The sequence below is a fragment of the Halomonas sp. ABH4_019 genome (assembly GCF_056159885.1).
In genome coordinates this window covers 65,534-90,368 of the sequence record NZ_JBSWWC010000001.1, presented here as the reverse complement: position 1 = coordinate 90,368, position 24,835 = coordinate 65,534, and the positions used below count along the sequence as shown (strand labels likewise).

The 24,835-nt window shown below is 68.8% G+C and carries 20 protein-coding genes; 18 read left to right on the top strand and 2 right to left on the bottom strand.

The window, feature by feature from the left end:
- Positions 1–3 precede the first annotated feature (3 nt).
- From ACXAFN_RS00410 to ACXAFN_RS00375, 8 genes are all read left to right on the top strand, one after another.
- On the top strand, positions 4–1,839 hold the full coding sequence (locus ACXAFN_RS00410; protein ID WP_474985245.1) for a vWA domain-containing protein: 1,836 nt from the start codon (positions 4–6) through the stop codon (positions 1,837–1,839).
- Positions 1,832–2,611 carry a class II glutamine amidotransferase gene (locus ACXAFN_RS00405; RefSeq protein ID WP_474985243.1) on the top strand — a complete coding sequence of 260 codons (780 nt, stop codon included), beginning with the start codon at positions 1,832–1,834 and terminating at the stop codon, positions 2,609–2,611. Before ACXAFN_RS00410 ends, ACXAFN_RS00405 begins: the two co-directional genes overlap by 8 nt.
- A gap of 107 nt (positions 2,612–2,718) precedes the next feature.
- Positions 2,719–4,398 carry an AMP-binding protein gene (locus ACXAFN_RS00400; RefSeq protein WP_474985241.1) on the top strand — a complete coding sequence of 560 codons (1,680 nt, stop codon included), beginning with the start codon at positions 2,719–2,721 and terminating at the stop codon, positions 4,396–4,398.
- A 397-nt stretch (positions 4,399–4,795) separates the two neighbouring features.
- A complete protein-coding gene (hrpA, locus tag ACXAFN_RS00395; protein ID WP_474985239.1) occupies positions 4,796–8,812 on the top strand; it encodes an ATP-dependent RNA helicase HrpA in 4,017 nt (1,338 codons plus the stop codon).
- 52 nt (positions 8,813–8,864) lie between these two features.
- Positions 8,865–9,986 carry a beta-ketoacyl-ACP synthase III gene (locus ACXAFN_RS00390; RefSeq protein WP_474985238.1) on the top strand — a complete coding sequence of 374 codons (1,122 nt, stop codon included), beginning with the start codon at positions 8,865–8,867 and terminating at the stop codon, positions 9,984–9,986.
- 44 nt (positions 9,987–10,030) lie between these two features.
- Positions 10,031–10,804 carry an MlaA family lipoprotein gene (locus tag ACXAFN_RS00385; RefSeq protein ID WP_474985237.1) on the top strand — a complete coding sequence of 258 codons (774 nt, stop codon included), beginning with the start codon at positions 10,031–10,033 and terminating at the stop codon, positions 10,802–10,804.
- A 12-nt stretch (positions 10,805–10,816) separates the two neighbouring features.
- Positions 10,817–12,013: a PP2C family protein-serine/threonine phosphatase gene (locus tag ACXAFN_RS00380; protein WP_474985235.1), complete on the top strand. Its 1,197-nt coding sequence runs from the start codon at positions 10,817–10,819 to the stop codon at positions 12,011–12,013.
- Positions 12,000–12,509 (top strand): STAS domain-containing protein, encoded by a 510-nt coding sequence (locus ACXAFN_RS00375; RefSeq protein WP_474985233.1) that lies wholly within the window; start codon positions 12,000–12,002, stop codon positions 12,507–12,509. Before ACXAFN_RS00380 ends, ACXAFN_RS00375 begins: the two co-directional genes overlap by 14 nt.
- Before the next feature lie 70 nt (positions 12,510–12,579).
- Here the strand turns inward: ACXAFN_RS00375 and tal are convergent, their stop codons facing one another.
- Entirely contained in the window at positions 12,580–13,518 is a 939-nt protein-coding gene (gene tal, locus ACXAFN_RS00370; protein ID WP_474985231.1) for a transaldolase, read from the bottom strand.
- 131 nt (positions 13,519–13,649) lie between these two features.
- Here tal and ACXAFN_RS00365 point away from each other — a divergent pair, with 131 nt between their 5' ends.
- The 10 genes from ACXAFN_RS00365 (at position 13,650) to ACXAFN_RS00320 (ending at position 23,638) form a co-directional block, all read left to right on the top strand.
- Positions 13,650–14,834: a multidrug effflux MFS transporter gene (locus ACXAFN_RS00365; protein WP_474985229.1), complete on the top strand. Its 1,185-nt coding sequence runs from the start codon at positions 13,650–13,652 to the stop codon at positions 14,832–14,834.
- 264 nt (positions 14,835–15,098) lie between these two features.
- Positions 15,099–15,833 (top strand): sulfite exporter TauE/SafE family protein, encoded by a 735-nt coding sequence (locus ACXAFN_RS00360; RefSeq protein WP_474985227.1) that lies wholly within the window; start codon positions 15,099–15,101, stop codon positions 15,831–15,833.
- Positions 15,834–15,941: 108 nt separating this feature from the next.
- Positions 15,942–16,955, top strand: coding sequence for a substrate-binding domain-containing protein (locus tag ACXAFN_RS00355; protein WP_474985225.1), 1,014 nt, complete (start codon positions 15,942–15,944; stop codon positions 16,953–16,955).
- Positions 16,956–17,066: 111 nt separating this feature from the next.
- Positions 17,067–18,323: a phosphate ABC transporter permease subunit PstC gene (pstC, locus tag ACXAFN_RS00350; protein WP_474985223.1), complete on the top strand. Its 1,257-nt coding sequence runs from the start codon at positions 17,067–17,069 to the stop codon at positions 18,321–18,323.
- A gap of 17 nt (positions 18,324–18,340) precedes the next feature.
- Positions 18,341–19,507 carry a phosphate ABC transporter permease PstA gene (gene pstA, locus ACXAFN_RS00345; protein ID WP_474985221.1) on the top strand — a complete coding sequence of 389 codons (1,167 nt, stop codon included), beginning with the start codon at positions 18,341–18,343 and terminating at the stop codon, positions 19,505–19,507.
- 108 nt (positions 19,508–19,615) lie between these two features.
- A complete protein-coding gene (pstB, locus tag ACXAFN_RS00340; RefSeq protein ID WP_474987432.1) occupies positions 19,616–20,398 on the top strand; it encodes a phosphate ABC transporter ATP-binding protein PstB in 783 nt (260 codons plus the stop codon).
- A gap of 128 nt (positions 20,399–20,526) precedes the next feature.
- Positions 20,527–20,955, top strand: a complete 429-nt coding sequence (locus ACXAFN_RS00335; RefSeq protein WP_474985219.1) for an arsenate reductase ArsC — start codon at positions 20,527–20,529, stop codon at positions 20,953–20,955.
- Between the two features lie 41 nt (positions 20,956–20,996).
- A complete protein-coding gene (locus tag ACXAFN_RS00330; RefSeq protein WP_474985217.1) occupies positions 20,997–22,028 on the top strand; it encodes an ArsJ-associated glyceraldehyde-3-phosphate dehydrogenase in 1,032 nt (343 codons plus the stop codon).
- Positions 22,021–23,235, top strand: coding sequence for an organoarsenical effux MFS transporter ArsJ (gene arsJ, locus ACXAFN_RS00325; RefSeq protein ID WP_474985216.1), 1,215 nt, complete (start codon positions 22,021–22,023; stop codon positions 23,233–23,235). The genes ACXAFN_RS00330 and arsJ overlap by 8 nt, the downstream gene beginning before the upstream one ends.
- A 106-nt stretch (positions 23,236–23,341) precedes the next feature.
- Positions 23,342–23,638, top strand: coding sequence for a metalloregulator ArsR/SmtB family transcription factor (locus tag ACXAFN_RS00320; protein ID WP_474987430.1), 297 nt, complete (start codon positions 23,342–23,344; stop codon positions 23,636–23,638).
- Between the two features lie 10 nt (positions 23,639–23,648).
- On the opposite strand, the gene ACXAFN_RS00315 is transcribed toward ACXAFN_RS00320, so the two are convergent.
- Positions 23,649–24,833, bottom strand: coding sequence for an MFS transporter (locus ACXAFN_RS00315; RefSeq protein ID WP_474985214.1), 1,185 nt, complete (start codon positions 24,831–24,833; stop codon positions 23,649–23,651).
- Between the last annotated feature and the right edge of the window lie 2 nt (positions 24,834–24,835).

The window sequence follows — 24,835 nt, the reverse complement described above, 5'->3', positions numbered from 1 at the left end:
GCGATGCGTAGCGCAGTGGGGTGCGGTCCGTGGAGTCGTCGCCGCTGGTGGGGGCCGTTGCTGTGGCTGGTCGCGGCGCTGGCGATGGCGGTCGCGTCGCCGGCCTCGGCGCGTCCCGACGTGCGGGTGGTCGTCGACGTTTCCGGCAGCATGAAGACCCACGACCCCGATCGCCTGGCGGCCAGTGCCATGGGCTTGCTCGTGTCGCTGCTGCCCGAGGGGGCGAGCGCCGGCGTCTGGACCTTCGGCGAGCGGGTCGACAACCCGCTGCCGCTGGGGCGCGTCGAGTCCGCCTGGCGCGAGCGAGCCCTGGGCCTGCCCCCGGCGCTGCGCGACTACCAGCAGTACACCGACATCGAGGCCGCGCTGCGCCGTGCCGGCGAGGCCGAGGCCAACGGCGGCCGGCACCTGATCCTGATGACCGACGGGGTCATCGACCTGCCCCCCGCCCGGGGTGCCAAGCCTGGCATCGATCGCGATTCGCGGCGCCGGCTGGTGGAGGAATTGGCCCCGGCGCTCGCCGACCGGGGCGTGGCGGTGCACGCCATCGCCTTCTCCGACGAGGCCGACCTGGCCCTGGTCGAGCGCCTGGCCCAGGATACCGGGGGGCTGGCCGCCCGGGTGAATTCTCCGGAGGGCCTACTGGGCGCCTTTCTGGATATCTTCGAGCGCATCTTTCCCGCCGATCGCCTGCCCCTGGACGACGAGGGCCGCTTCATCGTCGACGAGGGCGTGGATAGCCTCTCGGCGCTGATCTTTCATGACCCGGACGCGCCGCCGCTGACCCTGATCGCCCCCGACGGCACCCGCTATCGGGCGGATTCCGCCCCGGCGGGCACGCGCTGGCAGGTGGAGCCACGCTTCGACCTGATTCGCCTGCCCGATCCCCAGGCGGGGGAGTGGCGGCTCGAGGGCCCGGTGGGCGAGCGCAGCCGCATCAGCGTCAGCGGAGCCTGGCAGCTGCGCACCTCGCCGCTTCCCGCCACGCTGTACCGGGGCTTCCCGGTGCCGGTCGAGGCCTGGCTGGCGGCCGAGACCGACGCCACCCGCCTGCCCGGCAACCTGACGTTCGAGGTCCGGCTGGAAGATGCCGACGGTGAGGTGCAATCCTCGGTGAGCCTGGGCGACGGCGAGGACGAACGCTTCCGGGGCGAGCTGCCGCCGCCGGCCTTCACCGGCAACGCGCGGCTGGTGGTGCGTGCCTCCGGCGAGGGCTTCGCCCGCCAGCGCAGCCAGGCGGTCAACGTCCTGCCGGCCATCGGGGCGGTACACGACCCGGCGGCGGGGCGCGTCGTGCTGGCCGCCGAACATCCGCGGCTGACGCGCGACAACACCCGGATCCGCGGCGACCTGCGCGGCGAAAGGCTTGACGCCAAGGCGGTCGACGAGGCGCGCTGGCACCTGCCGCTGCCCGAGCTGGATCCCGAGCTGCGCCAGCCGCTCGAGCTGAGCGCCAGCATCACCCTAGACGGCGAGACCCGCGAGCTGCGCCTGCCGCGGCTGATGCTCAATCCGGACGCCCGGGTGGGGATCGCGGGCGCCGACGCCGGGCCGACGCTGTCCGCCGAGCGCTTCGCCGAGGCCAACGACGCGCCGGTTTCCGGGCCATCGCCGACCCTGGCCGACCGCTTCGTCGAGGGCGTCAATACCGTGCCGGCGAAGCTGCGGCTGGCCTGGCAGGAAGGCTGGCCGGGGCTGCTCGAGCGGGCCCGCGGCTGGGCGGACGCGCCGATGTTCTGGCTCTTCCTGATATTGGTGATCGGCCTGGCGCTGCTGCCCGCACTGTGGCGACATGCCCGGCGTTCTCGATCCCATGAGCGTAAGGACCCGTATGTGTGAATTGCTGGGCATGAGCGCCAACGTGCCGACCGATATCTGCTTCAGCTTCACCGGCTTTCTGCACCGTGGCGGCGGTACCGGGCCGCACCGCGACGGCTGGGGCATCGCCTTCTACGAGGCAGGCGGCTATCGCGACTTTCGCGACCCCCATCCCTCGGTGGATTCGCCGATCGCCCGGCTGATCCGCGACTACCCCATCAAGTCGCACATCGTGATCAGCCATATCCGCCAGGCCAACGTCGGCCAGGTGCGGCTGACCAACACCCACCCCTTCACCCGGGAAATGTGGGGCCAGCCCTGGTGCTATGCCCACAACGGCCAGCTCGAGGGCTGGGAGGCGCTGCCGCTGTCCTTCTACCGGCCGGTGGGGGCCACCGACAGCGAGCATGCCTTCTGCTGGCTGATGGGCGAGCTGCGCCGGGCCTTCCCCGAGCCGCCGGACGACCGCCGGGCGCTGTGGTCGCACCTGCACGGGCTCTGCGAGCGGCTGCGAGGGCTCGGGGTCTTCAACCTGCTGCTGGCCGACGGCGAATACCTCTACACCTTCTGCACCACCAAGCTGGCGCACATCACCCGCCGTGCGCCGTTCGGCCAGGCCAGCCTCTCGGATGCCGAGCTGGCGGTGAACTTCGCCGAGCACACCACGCCCGACGACGTGGTCTCGGTGATCGCCACCGAGCCGTTGACCGACAACGAGGACTGGGTGCGCCTGGCCCCCGGCGAGCTGCTGGTGTGGCGCGACGGCGAGATCCAGGGGCGCTATAAAACGTAGGTTTCAATCGGTCGTTTTACATTCGCGAAAGGGTTGGGATAGGGTAGAGCCAGAACAACAAGGAGCGGCCCGGAACGCCCCGGGGCGACCACAGCCAGGAGAATGCCATGAGCGAGCACGCCACCCCCGCCGTCCTGCGCGGCCCCGAGCTCGAGGACAGCGACGCCTATGCCTCGGTGATGGAGGTCTTTCATGCCGCCATCGAGCGCTTCGCCGACAAGCCGGCCTTTACCTGCATGGGCCGGACCCTGAGCTATGGCGAGCTGGATCGCCTGTCGGCCGATTTCGCCGCCTGGTTGCAGCACGAGACCGACCTGGCCCCGGGCGATCGCATCGCCATCCAGTTGCCCAACGTCCTGCAGTTCCCGGTGGCGGTGTTCGGCGCCCTGCGGGCCGGCCTGGTGGTCGTCAACACCAACCCCCTCTACACCGAGCGGGAGATGGCCCACCAGTTCAAGGATTCCGGTGCCCGAGCCATCGTCATCCTGGCCAACATGGCCGGCAAGCTCGAGAAGATTCTCGACGACACCGGGCTCTCCCATGTGGTGGTGACGGAGCTCGCCGACCTGCATGCCTTCCCCAAGCGGCCGTTGATCAACGCCGCCGTGAAGTACCTCAAGAAGCTGGTGCCGCCCTACCGGCTGCCCGGGGCCTGGCGCTTCCGCGAGACCCTGGCGCGCGGGGCGTCCCGCGAGCACCGCGAGGTCGCCCGTCAGGGCAGCGACATCGCCGCCCTGCAGTACACCGGCGGGACCACCGGCCTGGCCAAGGGCACCATGCTGACCCACGGCAACCTGGTGGCCAACATGCTCCAGGCGCGCCAGGCGATCGGCCCGGGGCTCGCGGAGGGGGGCGAGACCATCATCGCGCCGCTGCCGGTCTATCACATCTACACCTTCACGGTGAACTGCCTGTTCATGATGGAGACCGGCAACCATTCGGTGCTGATCCCCAATCCCCGTGACCTGGAGGGCTTCGTCAGGACGCTGAAGTCGGTGCGCTTCACCGGCTTCGTGGGCCTCAATACGCTGTTCAATGCGCTGTGCCAGCGCGACGATTTCCGAGCGCTCGACTTCTCCGGCCTGCACCTGACCATCTCCGGCGGCATGGCGTTGACCGGCGCGGTGGCCAAGCGCTGGGAGGAGGTGACGGGATGTCCGGTGGCCGAAGGCTACGGCCTCACCGAGACCTCGCCGATCGTCAGCTTCAACCCCATCGACGCCATCCGCCTCGGTACCATCGGCAAGCCGGTGGCCGGCACCGCGGTCAAGGTGGTGGACCTGGAGGGCAACGACTTGCCCGGCGGCGAGGCGGGGGAACTCTGCGTCCAGGGGCCCCAGGTGATGAAGGGCTACTGGAATCGCGACGAGGACACCGCTCGTTCCATCGATGCCGATGGCTGGTTCCACACCGGCGACGTGGCGGTGCTCGAGGACGACGGCTACATCCGCATCGTCGACCGCAAGAAGGACATGATCCTGGTCTCCGGCTTCAACGTGTATCCCAACGAGATCGAGGACGTGGTGGCCAACCACCCCGGGGTGGTGGAGTCGGCCGCCGTGGGGGTGCCGGACGAGGCCTGCGGCGAGGCGATCAAGCTGTTCGTGGTAGCCCGGGACCCGGACCTGGACGCCGAAACCCTGCGCGCCTGGTGCAAGAAGGAGCTGACCGGCTACAAGGTGCCGCGCTTCGTGGAGTTCCGCGACGAGCTGCCAAAAACCAATGTGGGCAAGGTACTGCGCCGTCAGCTACGAGATGAGGTCAGGGAAGAGGACGACGCGAGTTAGGGCAGCATGGCTGCCAAAAACGCTATCGTGTTCAGGAAGGTACTGCGCCGTCAGCTACGAGATGAGGTCAAGGAAGAGGACGACGCGAGTTAGGGCAGCACGGCTGCCAAAAACGCTATCGTGTTCAGGAAGGTACTGCGCCGTCAGCTACGAGATGAGGTCAGGGAAGAGGGCCAGGCGTCCTAGGTCGGCTCGGCTGCCCAAGGCGCGATCACGGCTTGAAGCCTGAGGCCCGCAGCCCGTAGCCGGTAGCCCGCAGCTCGTAGCCCGTAGCCCAAGCCCCCGGGGCGATTAGCCGCCGAGAGTCTCCCGGCGTTACAATAAATGGCCCGCACCGCTTCGCCGGTGCGGGCGCTTTCGTCCCTGCCTGATCGATCACCGGAGCCCTCGAGTCATCGTGAGTACCCTGACCCAAGCCCCCGACGCGCCCGAATCCGACGCCGCCGCCCTGGAGGCCCTCAAGGGCGAACTCGACGGCGTGCTGCTGCGCGACGCGCCCCGCCTGGCCAAGCGCCTCGCCGGCCTGGCGCGGCGCCGTCGTCAGGGCAAGCCGGTGGACCGCGGGCTCGCCGAGGTGCGCCGCGACATCGAGCGCTCCCGGGCCCGGGTGGAGGCACGGGCCTCGCGTCCGGTGACGCTGTCCTATCCCGAGGAACTGCCGGTCGCCGAGCGCCGCGAGGATATCCTCGCCGCGCTGCGCGATCACCAGGTGGTGGTGGTGGCCGGCGAGACCGGCTCGGGCAAGACCACCCAGCTGCCCAAGCTGTGCCTGGAGCTGGGGCTGGGGCGGCGCGGGCTGATCGGCCACACCCAGCCGCGTCGGCTGGCGGCGCGTTCGGTGGCCACGCGGCTGGCCGAGGAGATGGCGGTGCCGCTGGGCGAGCAGGTCGGCTACCAGGTGCGTTTCACCGACCACACCGACGACGCCACCCTGGTCAAGCTGATGACCGACGGCATCCTGCTGGCCGAGACCCGGCATGATCCCGACCTCTCGCGCTATGAGGCGATCATCATCGACGAGGCCCACGAGCGCAGCCTCAACATCGACTTCCTGCTCGGCTACCTCAAGCGCCTGCTCGACCGCCGCCCCGACCTCAAGGTGATCATCACCTCGGCGACCATCGACGTGGAACGCTTCGCCGAGCACTTTGCCCTGCCGGGGGCAGACGGCGCCCGGCGCCCTGCGCCGGTGGTCGAGGTGTCCGGGCGCACCTACCCGGTGGAGGTGCGCTATCGGCCGCTGACGCGCGAGGCCGATGACGAGGACGACCGTACCCTGCAGGAGGGCATCCTGCAGGCGGTGGAGGAGATCGAGGCCATCGAGCGCGAGAAGCGCTGGTTCCACGGACCCCGTGACATCCTGGTGTTCCTGCCCGGCGAGCGCGAGATCCGCGAGGCCGCCGATACCCTGCGCCGCGCCGAGCTGCGCGACACCGAGATCCTGCCGCTCTACGCGAGGCTCTCCAACGCCGAGCAGAACCGCGTGTTCGCCGCGCACCGCGGGCGACGCATCGTGCTCTCGACCAACGTCGCCGAGACGTCCCTGACCGTGCCGGGCATCCGCTACGTGATCGACCCCGGCCTGGTGCGCATCAGCCGCTACAGCTACCGGGCCAAGATCCAGCGCCTGCCGGTGGAGGCGGTCAGCCAGGCCAGCGCCGACCAGCGCAAGGGGCGCTGCGGCCGCGTGGCCGAGGGCGTGTGCATCCGCCTCTACGGTGAGGAAGACTACCTCGGCCGCCCCGAATTCACCGATCCCGAGATCCGCCGCACCAACCTGGCCTCGGTGATCCTGTCGATGCTGTCGCTGAAGCTCGGCGACATCGAGGCCTTCCCGTTCGTCGACCCGCCCGACTCGCGCTTCGTCACCGACGGCTTTCGGCTGCTGTTCGAGCTCGGCGCGGTGGACGCGGGCCAGCGCATCTCGCCGCTCGGGCGCAAGCTGGCGCGGCTGCCCATCGACCCGCGCCTGGCGCGCATGCTGCTGGCCGGCGCCGAGCAGGGCGGGCTGCGCGAGGTGCTGGTCGTCGTCTCGGCGCTGGCCATCCAGGACCCGCGGGACCGCCCCGCCGAGAAGCGCCAGGCCGCCGACCAGGCCCACCGCCGCTGGCAGGACCCGGACTCCGACTTCGTGGCCCTGCTCAACCTGTGGCACGGCTTCGAGGCCGCCCGCGAGGAGCTCTCCGGCAATCGCCTGCGCCGCTGGTGCAAGGATCACTACCTCAACTACCTGCGGCTGCGCGAGTGGCACGATACCTTCCGCCAGCTGCGCCAGCTGCTGCGCGACATGGACATCGAGGTGCCGGCGCCGGCCCCGCGGCCGGCCGGCGACGACGATGGCGAGGCCGCCAGGCAGGCCCGCCGCGAGAGCGCCGTGCGCCTGCACAAGGCGCTGCTGCCGGGGCTGCTCTCGCACCTCGGCCAGCTGCTGGAGAACCGCGAGTACCAGGGCGCGCGCAACCGCAAGTTCATGATCCACCCGGGCTCGGGGCTCTCCAAGAAGACGCCCAAGTGGCTGATGGCCTTCGAGCTGGTCGAGACCTCGAAGCTGTTCGCCCGCACCGTGGCCAAGATCGACCCGGCCTGGATCGAGCCGCTGGCCGGCCACCTGGTCAAGCGCAGCTACAGCGAGCCGCACTGGGAGATGAAGCGCGCCCAGGTGGTGGCCTTCGAGCAGGTCACGCTGTTCGGCCTGGCGATCGTCAACCGGCGCCGGGTGCACTATGGCCCCATCGCCCCGGCGGAGTCCCGGGAGCTGTTTATCCGCCGGGCCCTGGTGGAGGGCGAGTTCAAGACCCGCGGCGCGTTCTTCGCCCACAACCGGGCGCTGGTCGAGGAGGTCGAGGACCTCGAGGACCGCGCCCGCAAGCGCGACATCCTGGTCGACGAGGAGGCGCTGTTCGACTTCTACGATGCGCGCCTCCCCGAGGACATCGTCAACGGCAAGGGCTTCGAGGCCTGGCGCAAGCAGGCCGAGCGCGACGACCCGGACGTGCTCAAGTTCGATCGCGCCGCGCTGCTGGCCCGGGACGCCGAGGAGGTCACCGAGGCCGACTATCCCGACGAGCTGGCGCTGAACGGCGTGCGCTATCCGCTGAACTATCACTTCGCGCCGGGTGCTGCGGACGACGGCGTGACTCTCACGGTGCCGGCGGCGATGCTGCCTCAGCTGCCGGAGGGGCGCCTGGAGTGGCTGGTGCCGGGCCTGCTGCGCGAGAAGTGCATCAGCCTGCTCAAGTCGTTGCCCAAGTCGATTCGCCGCCAGGTGGTGCCGATCCCCGACTGGGTGGACGCCGCCCTGCAGGCCATGACGGCCGACGACGTGCCGCTGACCGAGGCGCTGGGCGAGTTCCTGCGCGTCAAGACCGGGGTGCGGCTCACGCCCGACGACTGGCGGGTCGACCAGCTCGAGCCGCACCTGGTGATGAACCTCAGGGTGGTCGACCACCAGGGCCGCGAGCTCGGCCAGGGACGCGACATTCGCGCCCTCGAGCAGCGCTTCGAGGCCGCCGCGGGGGAGGGCGCCAGGGCGCTGGCCCAGGAAACCAGCGAGGCCGAGACGCTTGAGACCCTGCCCGAGGCGGCGCTGCCGGAATCCCGGGTCACCACCCAGGCCGGCATCCGCGTCGAGGCCTATCCGGCGGTGGTGGCCGAGGACGACCACCTCAGGGTCGAGCTGTTCGACCATCCCGACAAGGCCCGCGAGGCGCACCGCCGCGGCGTGGTGCGCGCCGCCATGGCGCGGCTGCCCGACCAGGTGCGCGCCATCGAGCGCCTCCCCGGGCTTGCGCCCTGCGCGCTGCTGTTCGCCAAGGTGGGCAGCAAGCGCCAGCTGGCCGAGGACCTGGTAAGCGCCGTCTTCCAGCGGGTGGTGGCCGTCGACCCGCTGCCGCGCTCCCGCGACGAACTCGAGACGCGGCTGGCCGAGACTCGCGACGGCCTCGTACCCCACGCCGAGGAACGTCTCGCCATCCTCAAGCAGGCGCTCGAGGGCCATCTGGCGGTGACCAAGGCGTTGAAGGGCAACCTGAACCTCTCGCTGGCGCTGGTTTACAGTGATCTCAAGGCCCAGATGCAGCGCCTGGTGCATCCCGGCTTCGTCACCGAGGCCGGCGACTGGCTGGCCGAGTACCCGCGCTACATGGAGGCCGCGCAGATCCGCCTGGAGAAGGCGCCACGGGAGCGCATGCGCGACCAGATGCACATGCAGGCCGTGCAGGACTTCGAGGCGCGGCTGGCGACAAGGCGCGAGAGCGAGCGGCGCGGCGGCGTCGAGGACCCGGCGCTGGTCGAGTTCGGCTGGTGGATCGAGGAGCTTCGCGTGTCGCTGTTCGCCCAGCAATTGGGCACCCGGATGCCGGTCTCGGAGAAGCGCCTCGAGAAGCGCTGGGCGGAGCTTACCGGGCGCGCCTGATTCACGATCAGATCGGTGGGGCATGCCCCTGCACCGGTCCAAGGAGAAACGCATGACGGACGTGGTCATCACCGGCACCGGCCTCTACACGCCGCCGCAGGCCATCGACAACGACGCCCTGGTGGGCGCCTTCAACGCCTGGGTGGAGACGGAGAACGCCCGCCGGGCCGAGGCCATCGCGGCGGGGGAGTGTGAGCCGCTGGCGCCCTCCAGTAGCGACTTTATCGTCAAGGCCTCGGGCATCGAGAACCGCCATGTGCTCGATGCCGAGGGCATCCTCGACCCGACCCGGATGCGCCCCCGGCTGCCCCGGCGCGGCAACGACGAGCCGTCGATCCAATGCGAGATGGGCCTGGCGGCGGCCAACGAGGCCCTGGCCGCGGCGGGCGTCACGGCCGGCGATATCGACCTGGTGATCGTGGCCTGCTCCAACCTGGAGCGGGCCTACCCGGCGGTGGCCGTGGAGCTGCAGGCGGCCCTCGGCGCCTCCGGCCACGCCTACGACATGAACGTGGCCTGCAGCTCGGCGACCTTCGCCATCGATGCCGCCGCCAACGCCATCCGCGGCGGCGAGGTGCGCCGCGTCCTGGTGGTCAATCCGGAGATCTGTTCGGCACACCTCAACTTTCGCGACCGCGACAGCCACTTCATCTTCGGCGATGCCTGCACGGCCATCGTCCTCGAGGATGCCGCCCTGGCCACCGCCGAGGCCCCCTTCGAGGTGCTGGGGACGCGGCTGGTGACCCGCTTCTCCAATGCCATTCGCAACAACGCGGGCTTCCTGGACCGGGTCACCGACGCCGACCCCCAGGCCCTCGACCGATTGTTCGTCCAGGAGGGCCGGCGGGTGTTCAAAGAGGTCTGCCCGCTGGTGGCGTCGTTGATCGGCGAGCACCTGGCCGCGCTGTCGCTGTCCGGCGAGGATCTCTCGCGGCTCTGGCTGCACCAGGCCAACCGCCACATGAACGACCTGATCGCCCGCCGGGTGCTGGGCCGCGAGCCGGGCCCGGCGGAGGCGCCGATCATCCTCGATCGTTACGCCAACACCAGCTCCGCAGGCTCGATCATCGCCTTCCACCTGCATCGCCATGACCTGGCATCGGGAGCGCTCGGGGTGGTGTGTTCCTTCGGCGCGGGCTACAGTGCCGGCAGCGTCGTGGTGAAGCGACGCTGAGCCGATATGGACGATGAAAGATGCGCAGGGAGACTGCTCCAGCAATGAACTCGTATGCCCCCCTTCGCCAGGCCGGGACCGGCCTGGCGGCGCTGTGCGCGTTGGCCCTGATGACGGGGTGTGCGTCCACGGCCACCGGCGAGCGCTCCCATCCCGAGGATCCCTGGGAAGGGGTCAATCGCCAGGTGTTCGCCTTCAACGACGTACTCGATCGCTACGCCCTCAAGCCGGCGGCCCAGGGCTACCGGTTCGTGACGCCGGATCCCGTGGAAGACGGCATCGGCAACGTCTTCTCGAACCTCGGCGAGATTCGCACCACCCTCAACAGCCTGCTGCAGGGCAAGGGCAGCAACGCCGGCATCGCCACCGGCCGCTTCCTGATCAACTCCACGGTGGGGGTGCTGGGCTTCTTCGATGTGGCCACGCGGCTGGAGCTGACCGGGCGAGAGGAAGACTTCGGCCAGACCCTGGCCACCTGGGGCGTCGGTGAGGGGCCCTATGTGGTGCTGCCGCTGTTCGGGCCCAGCACGGTGCGCGATACCGCCGGCATGCCGGTGGACATGTACACGGATCCGCTCACCTATGTGGAGGAGGATAAGGTACGCTATTCGCTGTTTGCCCTGGATGTCATCGATACCCGGGCCGGGCTGCTCGACCAGGAGCGCCTGATCAGCGGCGATCGCTACAGTTTCATCCGCGATAGCTGGCTGCAGCGCCGGCGCTTCGAGGTCAACGACGGCGAATTGGGTGAGGATCCCTTTGCGTCCGACGAGTTCGACCTCGACGATGCCGATTTCGATGACGCCTTCGCCGAATGAGGCCATGACAGGATGCCTGGAGCCAACGAGCTGGTCGCACTGATCGACGTTCCCGGGCCCGAGCGCGATGCCCTGGCCGAGATCATCGCCAAGGAAGGGCTGGCGGTGCTCGCGGTGGAGAACGCCGAGCAGTTGCCGCGCCATGCCGCCCTGGTGGTGGCGCATTCCCGGGCGCTGCCCAGCGATGCCTGGGACGCGCTGGCCGAGCGCGTGCCGACCCTGGTGGTCAGCGACGACCGCCAGGACAGCGAGCTGCTGCATGCCGTGGATGCCGGCCTGGTCGACTACGTGGTCGAGCCGCGCCGCCACGGCCATCTGTTGCGTCGCATGATCCGCCGGGTCATCGACCTCAATCGCCTGGCCCAGGAGCGCGAGCACGACCGTGCGCGACTGGCCGAACTCAACGAGCGCCTCGAGACCCACCTGGCGATGCTGCGCCTCGACCAGCAGGCCGGTGGCCAGATCCAGCGCAAACTGCTGCCGCCCCGGCCCCAGAGCGTCGGCGGGGTGAGCTGCGACTACTGGCTGGCGCCGTCGCTGTATCTGTCCGGCGACTTCCTCGACTTCCAGCGCTTCGACGACCGCTACACCCTGTTCTATTTCGCCGATGTCTCGGGCCACGGGGCCTCCTCGGCCTTCGTCACCGTGCTGCTCAAGTCGCTGTCCAATCGCTGGCAGCACGAGTGGGACGGCCAGCATCCGGAGTGCCTGGCGCCGCGCTGGCTGGCCGGGCTGAATCGAGAACTGCTCGATACCGGGATCGGCAAGCATGCCACTCTGTTCGTCGGCGTCATCGACCGCGAGCGACGCTATCTCCACTATTCGCTCGGCGCGCAGCTGCCCATGCCGTTGCTGGTCGCCGACGGCGAGGCCCGCTACCTCGCCGGGGAGGGCATGCCGGTAGGGCTGTTCCCGGAGGTCGAATATCCCCAGCTGGGCTGCGAACTGCCCGCCGATTTCCGGCTGTGGCTGTGCTCCGACGGGATCCTGGAGTGCCTGCCGGGCGAGACCCTGGAGGCGCGCCTGGAGGAGCTGCGCACTCGGGCGCAGGACAGCGATAGCTTGTCGGCGCTGCGCAACGGCCTTGCCCTGGGCGAGAAGATCGCCGACGATGATACAGAGGTCGCCGAGCACGCCCCCGGCCATGACGAGCTTCCCGATGACCTGACGATCATGATGTTGAGCGGATTTGGCAATGATGATGCATGAGGGCCGCATCAAGGCGGCGTTCGATTCCGGGGTCTTCGTGCTCAAGCTGTGCGGGGATGTCCGGCTGACGCTGTGTGCCACCCTCGACAGCCAGGCCCAGCGGCTCGCCGAGACGCCCGGGCTCGAGGCGGTGATGGTGGACCTGCGCGAGGCCACCAACGTCGACTCCACGGCGCTGGGGTTCCTGGCCAAGGTGGCCATGGCCCTGCAGGGTCGCCTGCCTCAGCGGCCGACCATCGTCGTCGACAACCCCGATGTTCGGCGCATGCTGGACGTCATGGGCTTCGCCCACTACTTCACCCTGCTGGACTCGCCGATCAGCGAGCCCCACGAGCTGCGTGACCTGCCCGAAGTGCCCGCGGACGAGGCGGGCCTGCGCCAGCGTATCCTCGAGGCCCACCGCATCCTGATGCACATGAACGAGCATAACCGCGAGCAGTTCCAGCCGCTGGTGGAGATGCTCGAGGCCCAGGACACGGCCTCTCACCGGGACTGAAGGCGCCGTCCGGTGCCAGAATCCTTTCATCGTGCGGGGGAGTCGCCGAGGGCGGCTCCCCCGTTTCGCGTCAGCCCTGACGCAGCTCGCCCAGCAGGCTCTCGAGCTTGCGCTGGTCGGCCATGAACTTGCGGATGCCCTCGGCCAGCTTCTCGGTGGCCATGGCGTCCTCGTTGAGCGCCCAGCGGAATTCGGCCTCGTCCTGGGGCTCAGGGGCGTGGGTCTCGGCATCCAGCGGGGACAGGCGACGCGTCAGCTGGCCGTGGGTCTCGGCCAGCTCGCCCAGCAGGGCCGGCGAGATGGTCAGCCGGTCGCAGCCGGCCAGCGCCTTGATCTCGCCGCTGTTGCGGAAGCTGGCGCCCATCACGATGGTCTCGTAGCCGTGGCCCTTGAAGTGCTCGTAGATGCGCTTGACCGACTGCACGCCCGGGTCGCGGTCGCCCTCGAAGTCGGCCTCGGGGTCCCGGGCCTTGTGCCAGTCGAGGATGCGGCCGACGAAGGGCGAGACCAGGGTGACGCCGGCATCGGCACAGGCGCGGGCCTGGTCGACGCCGAACATCAGCGTCAGGTTGCAGTGGATGCCCTCGCGCTCCAGCACCTGGGCGGCGCGAATGCCCTCCCAGGTGGCAGCGAGCTTGATCAGGATCCGCGACGGGTCCACGCCATGGCGCTGATAGCGCTCGATCAGCGAGCGGGCCCGGGCCAGCGAGGCGTCGGTGTCGAAGGACAGCCGAGCGCTGACCTCGGTGGACACGTAGCCGGGCACCAGGGCGCTGATCTCGCTGCCGATCTCCACCGCGACGGCGTCCAGGGCATCGTCGATGTCGGTGGCCTGGCGGGCAATCTCGGCCAGTCGCTGTCGGCGGCCCTCCTGCTGGGCGGCCTGCAGGATCAGCGAGGGGTTGGTGGTGGCATCGGTGGGCTGGAAGCGGCGGATCGCCTCGATGTCGCCGGTGTCGGCCACTACCGTGGTCATGTCTTTGAGTTGCGTCAGCAGGTCGTCTGCCATGGGTCGTGCGTCCTCCGTGGTGTCCGGCTTTCACTCTAGCAAGGGCCGGTGGGTGAATATAGGTGATTCCGGCAAGAGGTCGGCACTTGGGTTACCATTAGCGCCCTAGTGGATATCGTTCTGGAGGCTCCTTGACCCTCAACGCCCGACGCGTGGCCCTGCTGGTCGCCATCAATACCGCCCTGGCTCCCTTCGCCATCGATGCCTACCTGCCGGCCATGCCGGCGTTGGCCGAGGCGGTGGGGGAAAGCATCCACCATACCGAGCTGTCGATCAGCGTCTTCCTGCTCGGCTTCGCCTTCGGCCAGCTGGCCGGGGGGCCGATGTCCGATCGCCTCGGGCGCCGTCCGGTGCTGCTGACCGGGCTGGTGATCTTCCTGCTGGCCAGCCTGATGATCATCTGGGTCGAGTCGCTCGGCGAGTTGCTGACCTGGCGCTTCATCCAGGCCCTCGGCGGCGGGGCCTGCGTGGTCAATTCGGCGGCCATCGTGCGCGACTGTTTCAGCGGACGCGAGGCGGCCAAGGTGATGTCGACCATGGCGATGATCCTGATGCTGGCCCCGCTGGTGGCCCCGGCGGTGGGCAGCGGCCTGTTGTATCTGGCCGACTGGTGGTTGATCTTCGCCTTCCTGGCCGCCTATGCGGCCTTCCTGCTGTGGTTCATGGGCACCCGGCTGCCGGAGACCCGGGCCCCGGATGCCCCGGTGGCCTCGCCGCGCCAGGTGCTGCGCAACTACGCCAGCGTGCTGCGCCATCGCGAGGGCATGGGCTATGTGCTCTCGGTGGCCGCGACCTTCTCCGGGATGTTCGCCTTCATCACCGCCTCGCCCTTTCTCTACATGACCCACTACGGCGTGTCGCCGGCCACCTACCCGTTGGTGTTCGGCGCCAACGTGGTGGTCATGGCCGCCTCCAATCGCCTGAATATCCAGTTGCTGAGGCGACGCACGCCCCAGCAGAACATGCGCCTGGGGCTCGGCGTCCAGTTCGGGGTGGCCGTGACCCTGGTCGCGCTGGTGGCCGCCGGGCTCGACTCGCTGGTCACCGTGGTCCCGCTGATCATGCTGTTCATGGGCACGGTCGGGCTGATCACCCCCAATGCCATGTCGTCTTATCTGGAGCACTTCAGTCACATGAGCGCCACCGCCACCGCGCTGCTTGGCTGCATCCAGTTCTGCTGCGGGGCCCTGGCCGGGGTGGTGGTCAGCGCCTTCGAGGTCGACAGCGCCTGGCCGATGGTGCTGACCATGCTGCTGGTGTCGCTGGTCGGCAACCTGGCCCTGCGGGGGCTGGTGGGGCGGGCCGCCAATGCTTGACGATATTCTCCTGTGGCGCGACATGCCGTTGTGGCGCTGGGTAGGCACCGCCGCGATCCTGACCCTCGGCGCCTTCGTACAGCGCGCGAGTTGGATAGCGTCTGGCCGCTTGGGCGGGGTGCGCCGTCATGATTGATGGTCTTCTGGCGTGGTTCGATATGACTCTGTGGCGCTGGGCGGGGGCCGCCGCGATCCTGACCCTCGGCGCCTTCGTGCAGCGCGCGAGGTGGATAGCGTCTGGCCGCTTGGGCGGGGTGCGCCGTCATGATTGATGGGCTTCTGGCGTGGTTCGATATGCCTCTGTGGCGCTGGGCGGGGGCCGCCGCGATCCTGACCCTCGGCGCCTTCGTACAGCGCGCGACCGGCTTCGGTCTCGCGGTGGTCGGGGCACCGCTGCTGCTGATGCTGGAGCCGCGCCTGGTGCCGGTGACCCTGGTGCTGATGGGCTTCATGCTTTCGCTGCTGATGCTGCGTCACTATCGCCACGAGGTGCGTCTGGGCGATATCGGGGTGGCCCTGCTGGGGCGCTTGCCGGGCAATGCGCTGGGCCTGGCGCTGCTGGTGACCGCCTCGGCGGCCTGGCTCGAGCGCTGGATCGCCCTGGGCGTGCTGTTCGCGGTGGGCGTCAGCCTGAGTCGCGCGCGGCTGCCGCTCAACCGGCTGACCCTGTTCATTGCCGGTATCCTGTCCGGCGTGTTCGGCACCGTGGCGGCCATCGGCGGCCCGCCCATGGTGTTATTGATGCAGGGCATGGCCCCGGATCGCGTGCGCGGCAACCTGGCGGCCTTCTTCTTGATCACCACCTTGATGACGCTGGCGACCCTGGCCCTGGCGGGTCGGGTCACGCCCTGGCACCTGGGCGTGTCGGCGAGCTTCCTGCCGGCCCTGTGGCTGGGGCATCGCCTGGCCGCGCGGACGGCCGATCGTCTCGATCGCCGGCGCCTGCAGCAGGCGTCGCTGCTGCTGTGCACCCTGGCGGCCCTGGGGTTGCTGATCTGAGTTCGTGCCTGCCGCGCGTCGCGCGCTCCTTGTCATGAAGCTGTCATTTTCGTGGGGCATCGTGTGTCTCGCGCAGGATGATCACTTCTCAGAACAGGAGCCTTCTCCATGAACCGCATCCTCAAGACCACCGCTATCGCTGCCGCCGTCATGGGCGTGGTCGGTGTCGCCCAGGCCCGCGACCAGGTTCGCATCGTCGGGTCCAGCACCGTCTATCCGTTTGCCAGCTACGTGGCCGAGGAGTTCGGCGCCACCACCGACTACCCGACCCCGGTCATCGAGTCCACCGGCTCCGGCGGCGGCGCGCGCCTGTTCTGCAACGGCGTCGGCGAGGATACCCCGGACATCACCAACGCCTCGCGTCGCATGAAGCCCTCCGAGTTCGAGCGCTGTGCCGAGAACGGCGTGACCGACATCACCGAGGCCTTCATTGGCTATGACGGTATCGCCTTCGCCCAGTCCAGCGCCAACGAGGCAATGGAGGTGACCCTGGAACAGATCTTCCTGGCGCTGGCCGCCCAGGTGCCGGTCGACGGCGAGCTGGTCGACAACCCCTACACCCAGTGGAGCGACATCGATGCCGCGCTGCCGGAGCGCGAGATCGCCGTCTACGGGCCGCCCACCACCTCCGGCACCCGCGATGCGTTCGAGGAGCTGGTGATGGAAGCCGCCTCCGAGGACATGGAGGCCTACGGCGGTGAGGGCTACACCGATATCCGTACCGACGGCGCCTTCATCGACGCTGGCGAGAACGACAACCTGATCGTCCAGCGCCTGGCCGAGAACACCGAGGCCTTCGGCATCTTCGGCTACTCCTTCCTCGAGGAAAATGCCGACAGCCTGATCGGGTCCAGCATCGACGGCGTCGAGCCGACGCCGGAGGCCATCGGCAGCGGCGAGTACCCGGTGTCACGCTCCATGTTCTTCTACATCAAGAACCAGCACGCCGATGAAGTGCCGGCCATGTACGAGTACGCCAACCTGTTCATGAGCGAGCAGATGGTCGGCGAGCTGGGCTACCTCAAGGGCATCGGCCTGATCCCGGCCCCGGAAGACATGCGTGCCGAGGCGCGCAGCGCGGTCGAGAATCACGAGACGCTCGAGCTGGCCGACCTCAAGTAAGAGGCCGGGTTACAGCCCTGAACCGGCCGGCAGCCTGGGGCTGCCGGCCGGCGCACGTTCCGGCGGGGCGACGCTTTCAGCCCCGCGGATCCATTCCGCCGAGAGACAACTATGCAGACCAATCAAATCCTCGCGCTGTTCTGCGGCACCTTGCTGGTGCTGGGTCTGATAGCCTTCTTCCTGGGGCGGGCCAAGGCCGCCAAGGTGCGCGCCACCGGCACGTCCATGTACGCGCAGCCCGATCAGTATGCCTGGTTCAGCGTGCTGTCCACCGCCGGGCCGGCGATTCTCGTGGGGGCGGTGGGCGCCTTCGCGATGCTGCTGCTGGGCGCCGCGATTCCGCCCCTCTACCTGCTGGCCGCCAGCCTGGTCGTGGCCTGTGCGGGACTGGCCGCCGGCATCGGCCTGGTGCGCCCCGATTTCCATGCGCGTAAGGCCATCGAGCGGGTCATCCGCTTCATCCTGGCCGGCGCCGCCTTGATCTCGATCTTCACGACGTTCGGGATCCTGATCTCCATCGTGGGGGAGGCCATCCGCTTCTTCCAGATGCAGAGCTTCTGGGACTTCATCACCGGCACCACCTGGAATCCCGGGGCCAGCTTCCTCGAGGCCGCCGGGCGTGCCGAGGAGGGTGGCAGCGCCGCCCAGTTCGGCTCGGTGCCACTGTTCGCCGGCACCTTCATGATCACCGCCATCGCCATGCTGGTGGCGATTCCCGTGGGGCTGCTGGCGGCGATCTACATGGCCGAGTTCGCGCCGGCCCGCGTGCGGACCCTGGCCAAGCCGGTACTCGAGGTACTGGCCGGCATTCCCACCGTGGTCTATGGCTTCTTCGCCGCCATTACCGTCGCCCCGATCATCGTCGATGTGGCCGGCGCTTTCGGGATCGACGCCTCGTTCAACAACGCCCTGGCCCCGGGCATCGTCATGGGCATCATGATCATTCCCTTCATCTCCTCGCTGTCCGATGACGTCATCAACTCGGTCCCGGACAGCATGCGGCAGGGTTCGCTGGCGCTGGGCATGACCAAGGCCGAGACCATCCGCGACGTGGTGGTGCCGGCGGCCTTGCCGGGCATCATCTCCGCCTCGCTGCTGGCGGTCTCCCGGGCGCTGGGCGAGACCATGATCGTGGTGATGGCCGCCGGCATGCGGCCCAACCTGACCGCCAACCCCTTCGAGGACATGACCACCGTGACGGTGCGCATCGTCGCCGCCCTGACCGGCGATCAGGAGTTCGCCAGCGCCGAGACCCTTTCGGCCTTCGCCCTGGGGCTGGTGCTGTTCGCGGTGACCCTGTCGCTGAACCTGGTCTCGGTGATCATGATCCGCCGGTTCCGCGAGAAGTACCGGATCAACAACCTCTAACGCTGGGAGCCATTCCGATGAGCCAATCCTTCGACGAGATCAGCGCCCAGCTCCGGCGTCGTCATCGCAAGTCCGCCCGCCTCAAGTGGGTGTCCATGGGCGCCCTGGGGCTGGCCGGCCTGTTCCTGGTGCTGTTCTTCGCCGACATGCTGGTCAAGGGCCTGCCGGCCTTCCAGCAGGCGCAGATCCAGGTCGAGGTCGACTACAGCGAACGCGCCGCCGAACTGCCCCTGGCCGCCGTCCAGGAGGACGTCCGCCCGCTGGTCAGCCGCGGCTACCTGCGGCTGATTCCGGGCCGCATGGAAGACAATGCCGGCCTGCTCGGCACTACCCGCATGGAGTGGGTGCTGGCCGATGGCCAGGTCGACCAGTACCTCAAGGGCCACCATTCGCGGCTCAACGCGGGCCAGCAGGCGGTGGTCGATCGCCTGGTGGACGAGGGTCGCGCCGAGCTGCGCTTCAACACCACTTTCTTCAGCCGCGGCGACTCCAAGATGCCCGAGCTCGCCGGCATCGCCGCCGCCGCCATGGGCACGGTGATGACCCTGCTGGTGACCCTGGCGGTGTCCTTCCCGATCGGCGTGATGACCGCGGTGTATCTCGAGGAGTTCGCCCCGGACAACCGCTTTACCCAGCTGATCGAGATCAACATCAATAACCTGGCGGCCATTCCCTCGATCCTGTTCGGCCTGCTGGGCCTGGCGATCTTCATCAACTTCTTCGGCGTGCCGCGCTCCTCGCCGCTGGTCGGTGGCCTGACGCTGGCGCTGATGACCCTGCCGGTGATCATCATCGCCACCCGTACGGCGCTGCGCAGCGTGCCGGACTCGATCCGCCATGCCGCCTTCGGAGTGGGCTGCTCGCGCTGGCAGGTGGTTCGCGACCACGTCCTGCCCCTGGCCCTGCCGGGCATCATGACCGGCTCGATCATCGGCCTGGCCCAGGCCATGGGCGAGACGGCGCCGCTGATCATCGTCGGCATGGTGGCCTTCATCCCCGATGTCACCGCCTCGTTCGGCGAAGCCGCCACGGTGCTGCCGGCGCAGATCTTTACCTGGGCGGGCGAGCCCGACCGTGCCTTCATCGAGAAGACCTCCGGCGGCATCCTGGTGCTGCTCAGCGTGCTGATTACCCTCAACGCCACCGCCGTGGTGCTGCGCAAGAAATTCGAACGTCGCTGGTAACCCATGCGGCCCGACACAGGACATGCCAAGATGAACATTCAAGTTGCCCAGCGGAGCATGACGCCCATGACCGGTCACAGCGCGGGCGAGCCGGCGGCCGGGGCCCCGGTGACCCGAAACGAGCAGGCCAACCACGAACTGAGCGTGCGCGTGCGCGACCTCAACCTGTGGTACGGCGCCAGCCAGGCGCTGCGCGATATCAACATCGACGTCTACCAGAAGAACATCACGGCGCTGATCGGCCCGTCCGGCTGTGGCAAGTCGACCTTCCTGCGCTGCCTCAATCGCATGAACGACCTGATCCCCAGCGTGAGCATTGCCGGCCTGGTGGAGATGGACGGTCGCGACGTCAACGAGACCAGGATGGACGAGGTGGCGCTGCGTCGCCGGGTGGGCATGGTGTTCCAGAAGCCCAATCCCTTCCCCAAGTCGATCTACGACAACATCGCCTATGCGCCGCGCATGCATGACCTGGTGAGCCGCAAGGCCGACACCGACGAACTGGTGGAGCGCTCGCTGCGCGACGCCGGGCTCTGGGAGGAGGTCAAGGACAAGCTGCAGGACCCCGGCACCTCGCTGTCCGGCGGCCAGCAGCAGCGCCTGTGCATCGCCCGGGCGATCGCCGTGCAGCCCGATGTGATCCTGATGGACGAGCCGACCTCGGCCCTGGACCCGATCTCCACGGCGACCATCGAGGACCTGATGGACAAGCTCAAGCAGCAGTTCACCATCATCACCGTGACCCACAACATGCAGCAGGCCGCGCGGGTCGCCGACTACACGGCGTTTTTCCACCTCGGCGAGCTGGTCGAGTACAACGACACCCAGACCATGTTCTCCAACCCGGCCACCAAGAAGGCCGAGGACTACATCACCGGCCGTTACGGTTGATCGCGGCGCGAGCATGAGGGATCGACGGGGAGGCGGCCACGCCTCCCCGTCGTCGTTTCTGGCTGTCACGGATTTGACATCTCCGTCTTGTATATATGAAATTCCATATATCCTCAGGAGATCTGCACATGGCCAAGCAGAGCGTGCTCTTCCTGTGCAACGCCAACTCCGCTCGCTCATTGATGGGCGAGGCCCTGTTGCGCCACCTGGCGGGAGACCGTTTCGCGGCATCGAGTGCCGGCACTGAACCGGATTACCCCCATGAGATGGCCCTGGCGACGCTCCACAAGCAGGGCATTGCCACCGAGGGGCTGGCCAGCCAGTCGCTGGATGATTTCGCCGGTGAACACTTCGATGCAGTGATCGTGCTCTGCGACAAGGTGCAGCAGGCTTGCCGCGACTGGCGGGGCAGCAGCGACGAGCATCTCTACTGGGACATCCGCGATCCACGTCTGATCGAACGCGAGAATGCCTATGAGCAGGCATTGCGGGAGATCCGGCTGCGCCTCTCGCTGTGGCTGGAAATCAAGGCCCGGGACGATCTGCCCCAGGCGTGACAGCTCGTCGGAACCATCCTTTCATCTCATCGGAGAACGACATGACACTTCGCATCGGCATCAACGGCTTCGGCCGCATCGGACGCCTCGTGCTGCGCAGCCTATGGCCGCGCGTCGAGGCCGGCGAGGTCGAGGTGGTGCGCCTCAACGACCCCGGCGGCGACGCCGCCACCTTCGCCCACCTGCTGGAGTTCGATTCGGTCCACGGCCACTGGTCGCCGGGACGGGGCATCCGGGCCGAGGACGACGGCCTGGTGATCGATGGCCGGCGTATCGCCTTCGGCGCCCACCACCTGTTGGCCGACAGCGACTGGTCCGGCTGCGATGTGGTCGTCGAGTGCTCGGGCAAGATGAAGTCGAAGGAAAAGCTGCAGGCCTACCTGGATCAGGGCGTCGAGCGGGTGGTGGTCTCGGCGCCGGTCAAGGAGGAGGGCGTGCTCAACGTGGTGATGGGCGTCAACGACGACGCCTTCGACCCCGCCCGCCATCGCATCGTCACCGCGGCCAGCTGCACCACCAACTGCCTGGCCCCGGTGGTCAAGGTGATCCACGAGACCTTCGGCATCCGCCACGGCTCGATGACCACGGTGCACGATATCACCAACACCCAGACGATCCTCGATGCTCCCCACCAGGATTGGCGCCGAGCGCGTGCCTGCGGCATGAGCCTGATTCCCACCACCACCGGCTCGGCCAAGGCGATCACGGCGATCTTTCCCGAGCTCGAGGGCAAGCTGAACGGCCACGCCGTGCGGGTGCCGCTGGCCAATGCCTCGCTGACCGACATGGTCTTCGAGCTTGCGCGCGAGACCACGGCGGAGACGGTCAACGCCGCCCTCGAGGCCGCCGCCCAGGGGCCGCTGGCCGGGATTCTTGGCTATGAGACGCGCCCGCTGGTGTCCATCGACTACCGCACCGACCCGCGCAGCTCGATCATCGATGCGCCCTCGACCATGGTGGTCAACGGAACCCAGCTGAAGCTCTACGCCTGGTACGACAACGAATGGGGCTACGCCAACCGAACCGCCGAACTGGCGATAAAGGTGGGCGGTGAACGGGGGCGGCATGGCTGAGTCGCTTGTCGCTCGACTCCAGGCGCTGCCCTTCGAGATCCGTCAGTACCTGCTGATCACCGGCAACTACTGGGCCTTTACCCTCACCGATGGCGCGCTGCGCATGCTGGTGGTGCTGCACTTCCACCAGTTGGGCTACACGCCGCTGGAGGTGGCGCTGCTGTTCCTCTTCTACGAGGCCTTCGGCGTGGTTACCAACCTGGTGGGCGGCTGGCTGGGCGCGCGGCTCGGCCTCAACCGCACCATGAACGTCGGGCTCGGCCTGCAGATCGTGGCGCTTTCCATGCTGATGGTGCCCGCCGCGGCCCTGACCGTGCCCTGGGTGATGGCCGCCCAGGCGCTGTCGGGCATCGCCAAGGACCTCAACAAGATGAGCGCCAAGAGCGCGGTCAAGGTACTGGTACCCGAGCGCGGCGCCCAGGGGGCCCTTTACCGCTGGGTGGCGATCCTTACCGGCTCGAAGAACGCGTTGAAGGGCGCCGGCTTCTTCCTCGGCGGGCTGCTGCTGACGCTGATCGGCTTTCGGGGCGCGGTGATCGCCATGGCGGCGATGCTTGCCGCCGTGCTGGCGCTGTCGCTGGTTCGGCTCAGGGCCGACCTGGGGCGGGGTAAACGCAAGCCCAGGTTCAGCGAGGCGTTCTCCTCCTCAAAGGCGGTCAATGTGCTCTCGGCGGCGCGGCTGTGCCTGTTCGCCGCTCGGGACGTGTGGTTCGTGGTAGCGCTGCCGGTGTTCCTGTATGACCAGCACGGCTGGAGCCACTGGACGGTGGGCGGGTTGCTGGCCGTCTGGGTGATCGGCTACGGCGGGGTCCAGACCCAGGCGCCGCGGCTGACCCGCCATCTCGGCACGAGTCCGCGTCGCATCACCGCGGGGCTGGCGGTGTTGCTGGCCGGCCTGCCGGCATTGCTGGCCCTGCTGCCCCTGGCCGAGGTGGGGTGGCTGGTGGCCGGCCTGCTGGCCTTCGGCGTGCTGTTCGCCGTCAATTCGAGCTGGCACAGCTACCTGATCGTGCGCTTCGCCCGGGCCGAAGGCGTGTCCATGGACGTGGGTTTCTATTACATGGCCAACGCCATGGGGCGGCTCGCCGGGACGCTGCTGTCCGGCTGGCTCTACCAGGCCGAGGGGCTGGCCGCCTGCCTGGCCGTGTCGGCGGCGCTGGTGGCGGCCAGTGCGGCGTTGGCCCTGGCGCTGCCCCGCGATGCTTGAGGGGCAAGCGTCACATGGTGGGAAGAATAACCGAGGAGGCGACGACACCGTGATACCACCGACCCCCGTGCAGGTCTTCAAGTGCCTGGCCGACGACACCCGCCTGATGCTGGTGCTGCTGATTCGCCACCAGGGCGAGCTCTGTGTCTGCGAGCTGACCGAAGCCCTCGGGCTCTCCCAGCCCAAGGTATCGCGCCACCTGGCCCAGCTGCGCCGCTGCGGCCTGCTGGAGGGCCGTCGCGCCGGACAATGGGTGCATTACCGCCTGTCCGTCGAGCTGCCCGACTGGGCGCTGTCGACGCTCGCCGCCGCCGCCGAGGGCGATGCCGAGCGGCTGAACGGCTTGGCGGCACGGCTGAACGAGATGGGCGGGCGGCCGGCGCGCCGCGCGGCGCTCTGTTGAAACGGGGCGGTCACACCGTCCCTTCGCCCCGAGAGGGCGTGCCACGCAGGCTCCAGAGTCCCAGCACCGGGCCCGGCAGCAGCCACCAGATCGCCCATGGCCCCTGGGAGGCCCACAGCGTGGTCGTCAACCAGATGCCGGGCAACGTCAGGCCGAAGCCGATGGCGTTCATCACCGCCAGGGTCGAGCCGATGTGGGCGCGTGGCGCATTGGCCGCGGCCAGGGCGGAGAACTGGGGCGAATCGGCGATCACCGTCAGTCCCCACAGCGCCATCAGCGCCAGCAGCCACCAGGGCGACAGGTTCGCCAGTAACGGATAGCCCAAGCAGATCAGCCCCGAGACGCCGAGCGCGCCCCGGGCCACCGGCAGGCTGCCCAGTCGCCGGCTCAGCCGCCCGCCCAGCACGCAGCCCACCGCCCCCAGCGCGATCACGGCGAAGGCCAGCCAAGGCACCAGCGCCGGCGAGGCCGAGAGCCGGGCGAGCTCGCGGCCGACCAGGAAGGGCGTCAGGGTCCATACCGCATAGAGTTCCCAGCAATGGCCGAAGTAGCCGCCGGCGAGGGCTCGGAAGCGAGTATCGCGCAGCGCGGCCAGCCCCTCGCGTAGGCGTGCCCGGCCACCGGGTGGCGGCAGGTGAGGGCCGTCGCCGAGGGCGAGCACCAGGGCGCCGCCGGCGAGCGCCAGCGCCGAGGCGCCCAGCAGCGGCCACTGCCAGGGTAGCCCCAGGGTGGCACCGCGCAGCAGGTGGGGCAGGGCGGTGCCCAGCGTCAGCATGCCCAGCAGCCAGGATAGCGCCGCTCCGGTGTAGCGTGGCGTCCAGCCGATCACCAGCTTCATGCCCAGCGGATAGATGCCCGCCAGGCAGACGCCGGTGAGAAAGCGCAGCACCAGGGCGAACGCGGGGTGTGGGGCGGCCAGCATGAAGCCGGCATTGGCCAGGGCGCCGGCCAGGCAGGCGGTGGCGAACACGCGGCTGGCGCGGAAGCGGTCGGTGAGCCCGCTGGTGGCGAGCCCCAGGGCGCCGAGGATGAAACCGGCCTGGACGGCCAGCGTCAGCCGGCCCAGGTCGGCATCGGTGAGCCCCAGGTCGGTGGCCAGCGACAGGCCCACGCCGTTGACGCTGAACCACAGCGAGGTGCCGAACAGCTGGGCGATGACGATGATGGCCAGCGGGTGGCGCGATGGCGAGGGCATGA

Bases quoted from the DNA above. Each gene is read 5' to 3' on its own strand.
- ACXAFN_RS00385 (WP_474985237.1), top strand. From the start codon at position 10,031: ATGAACTCGTATGCCCCCCTTCGCCAGGCCGGGACCGGCCTGGCGGCG.
- pstA (WP_474985221.1), top strand. From the start codon at position 18,341: ATGAGCCAATCCTTCGACGAGATCAGCGCCCAGCTCCGGCGTCGTCAT.
- ACXAFN_RS00380 (WP_474985235.1), top strand. From the start codon at position 10,817: ATGCCTGGAGCCAACGAGCTGGTCGCACTGATCGACGTTCCCGGGCCC.
- ACXAFN_RS00335 (WP_474985219.1), top strand. From the start codon at position 20,527: ATGGCCAAGCAGAGCGTGCTCTTCCTGTGCAACGCCAACTCCGCTCGC.
- ACXAFN_RS00320 (WP_474987430.1), top strand. From the start codon at position 23,342: ATGCTGGTGCTGCTGATTCGCCACCAGGGCGAGCTCTGTGTCTGCGAG.
- ACXAFN_RS00330 (WP_474985217.1), top strand. From the start codon at position 20,997: ATGACACTTCGCATCGGCATCAACGGCTTCGGCCGCATCGGACGCCTC.
- pstC (WP_474985223.1), top strand. From the start codon at position 17,067: ATGCAGACCAATCAAATCCTCGCGCTGTTCTGCGGCACCTTGCTGGTG.
- ACXAFN_RS00390 (WP_474985238.1), top strand. From the start codon at position 8,865: ATGACGGACGTGGTCATCACCGGCACCGGCCTCTACACGCCGCCGCAG.
- arsJ (WP_474985216.1), top strand. From the start codon at position 22,021: ATGGCTGAGTCGCTTGTCGCTCGACTCCAGGCGCTGCCCTTCGAGATC.
- tal (WP_474985231.1), bottom strand. From the start codon at position 13,518: ATGGCAGACGACCTGCTGACGCAACTCAAAGACATGACCACGGTAGTG.
- ACXAFN_RS00375 (WP_474985233.1), top strand. From the start codon at position 12,000: ATGATGATGCATGAGGGCCGCATCAAGGCGGCGTTCGATTCCGGGGTC.
- ACXAFN_RS00355 (WP_474985225.1), top strand. From the start codon at position 15,942: ATGAACCGCATCCTCAAGACCACCGCTATCGCTGCCGCCGTCATGGGC.
- ACXAFN_RS00405 (WP_474985243.1), top strand. From the start codon at position 1,832: ATGTGTGAATTGCTGGGCATGAGCGCCAACGTGCCGACCGATATCTGC.
- ACXAFN_RS00410 (WP_474985245.1), top strand. From the start codon at position 4: ATGCGTAGCGCAGTGGGGTGCGGTCCGTGGAGTCGTCGCCGCTGGTGG.
- ACXAFN_RS00360 (WP_474985227.1), top strand. From the start codon at position 15,099: ATGATTGATGGGCTTCTGGCGTGGTTCGATATGCCTCTGTGGCGCTGG.
- ACXAFN_RS00315 (WP_474985214.1), bottom strand. From the start codon at position 24,833: ATGCCCTCGCCATCGCGCCACCCGCTGGCCATCATCGTCATCGCCCAG.
- ACXAFN_RS00400 (WP_474985241.1), top strand. From the start codon at position 2,719: ATGAGCGAGCACGCCACCCCCGCCGTCCTGCGCGGCCCCGAGCTCGAG.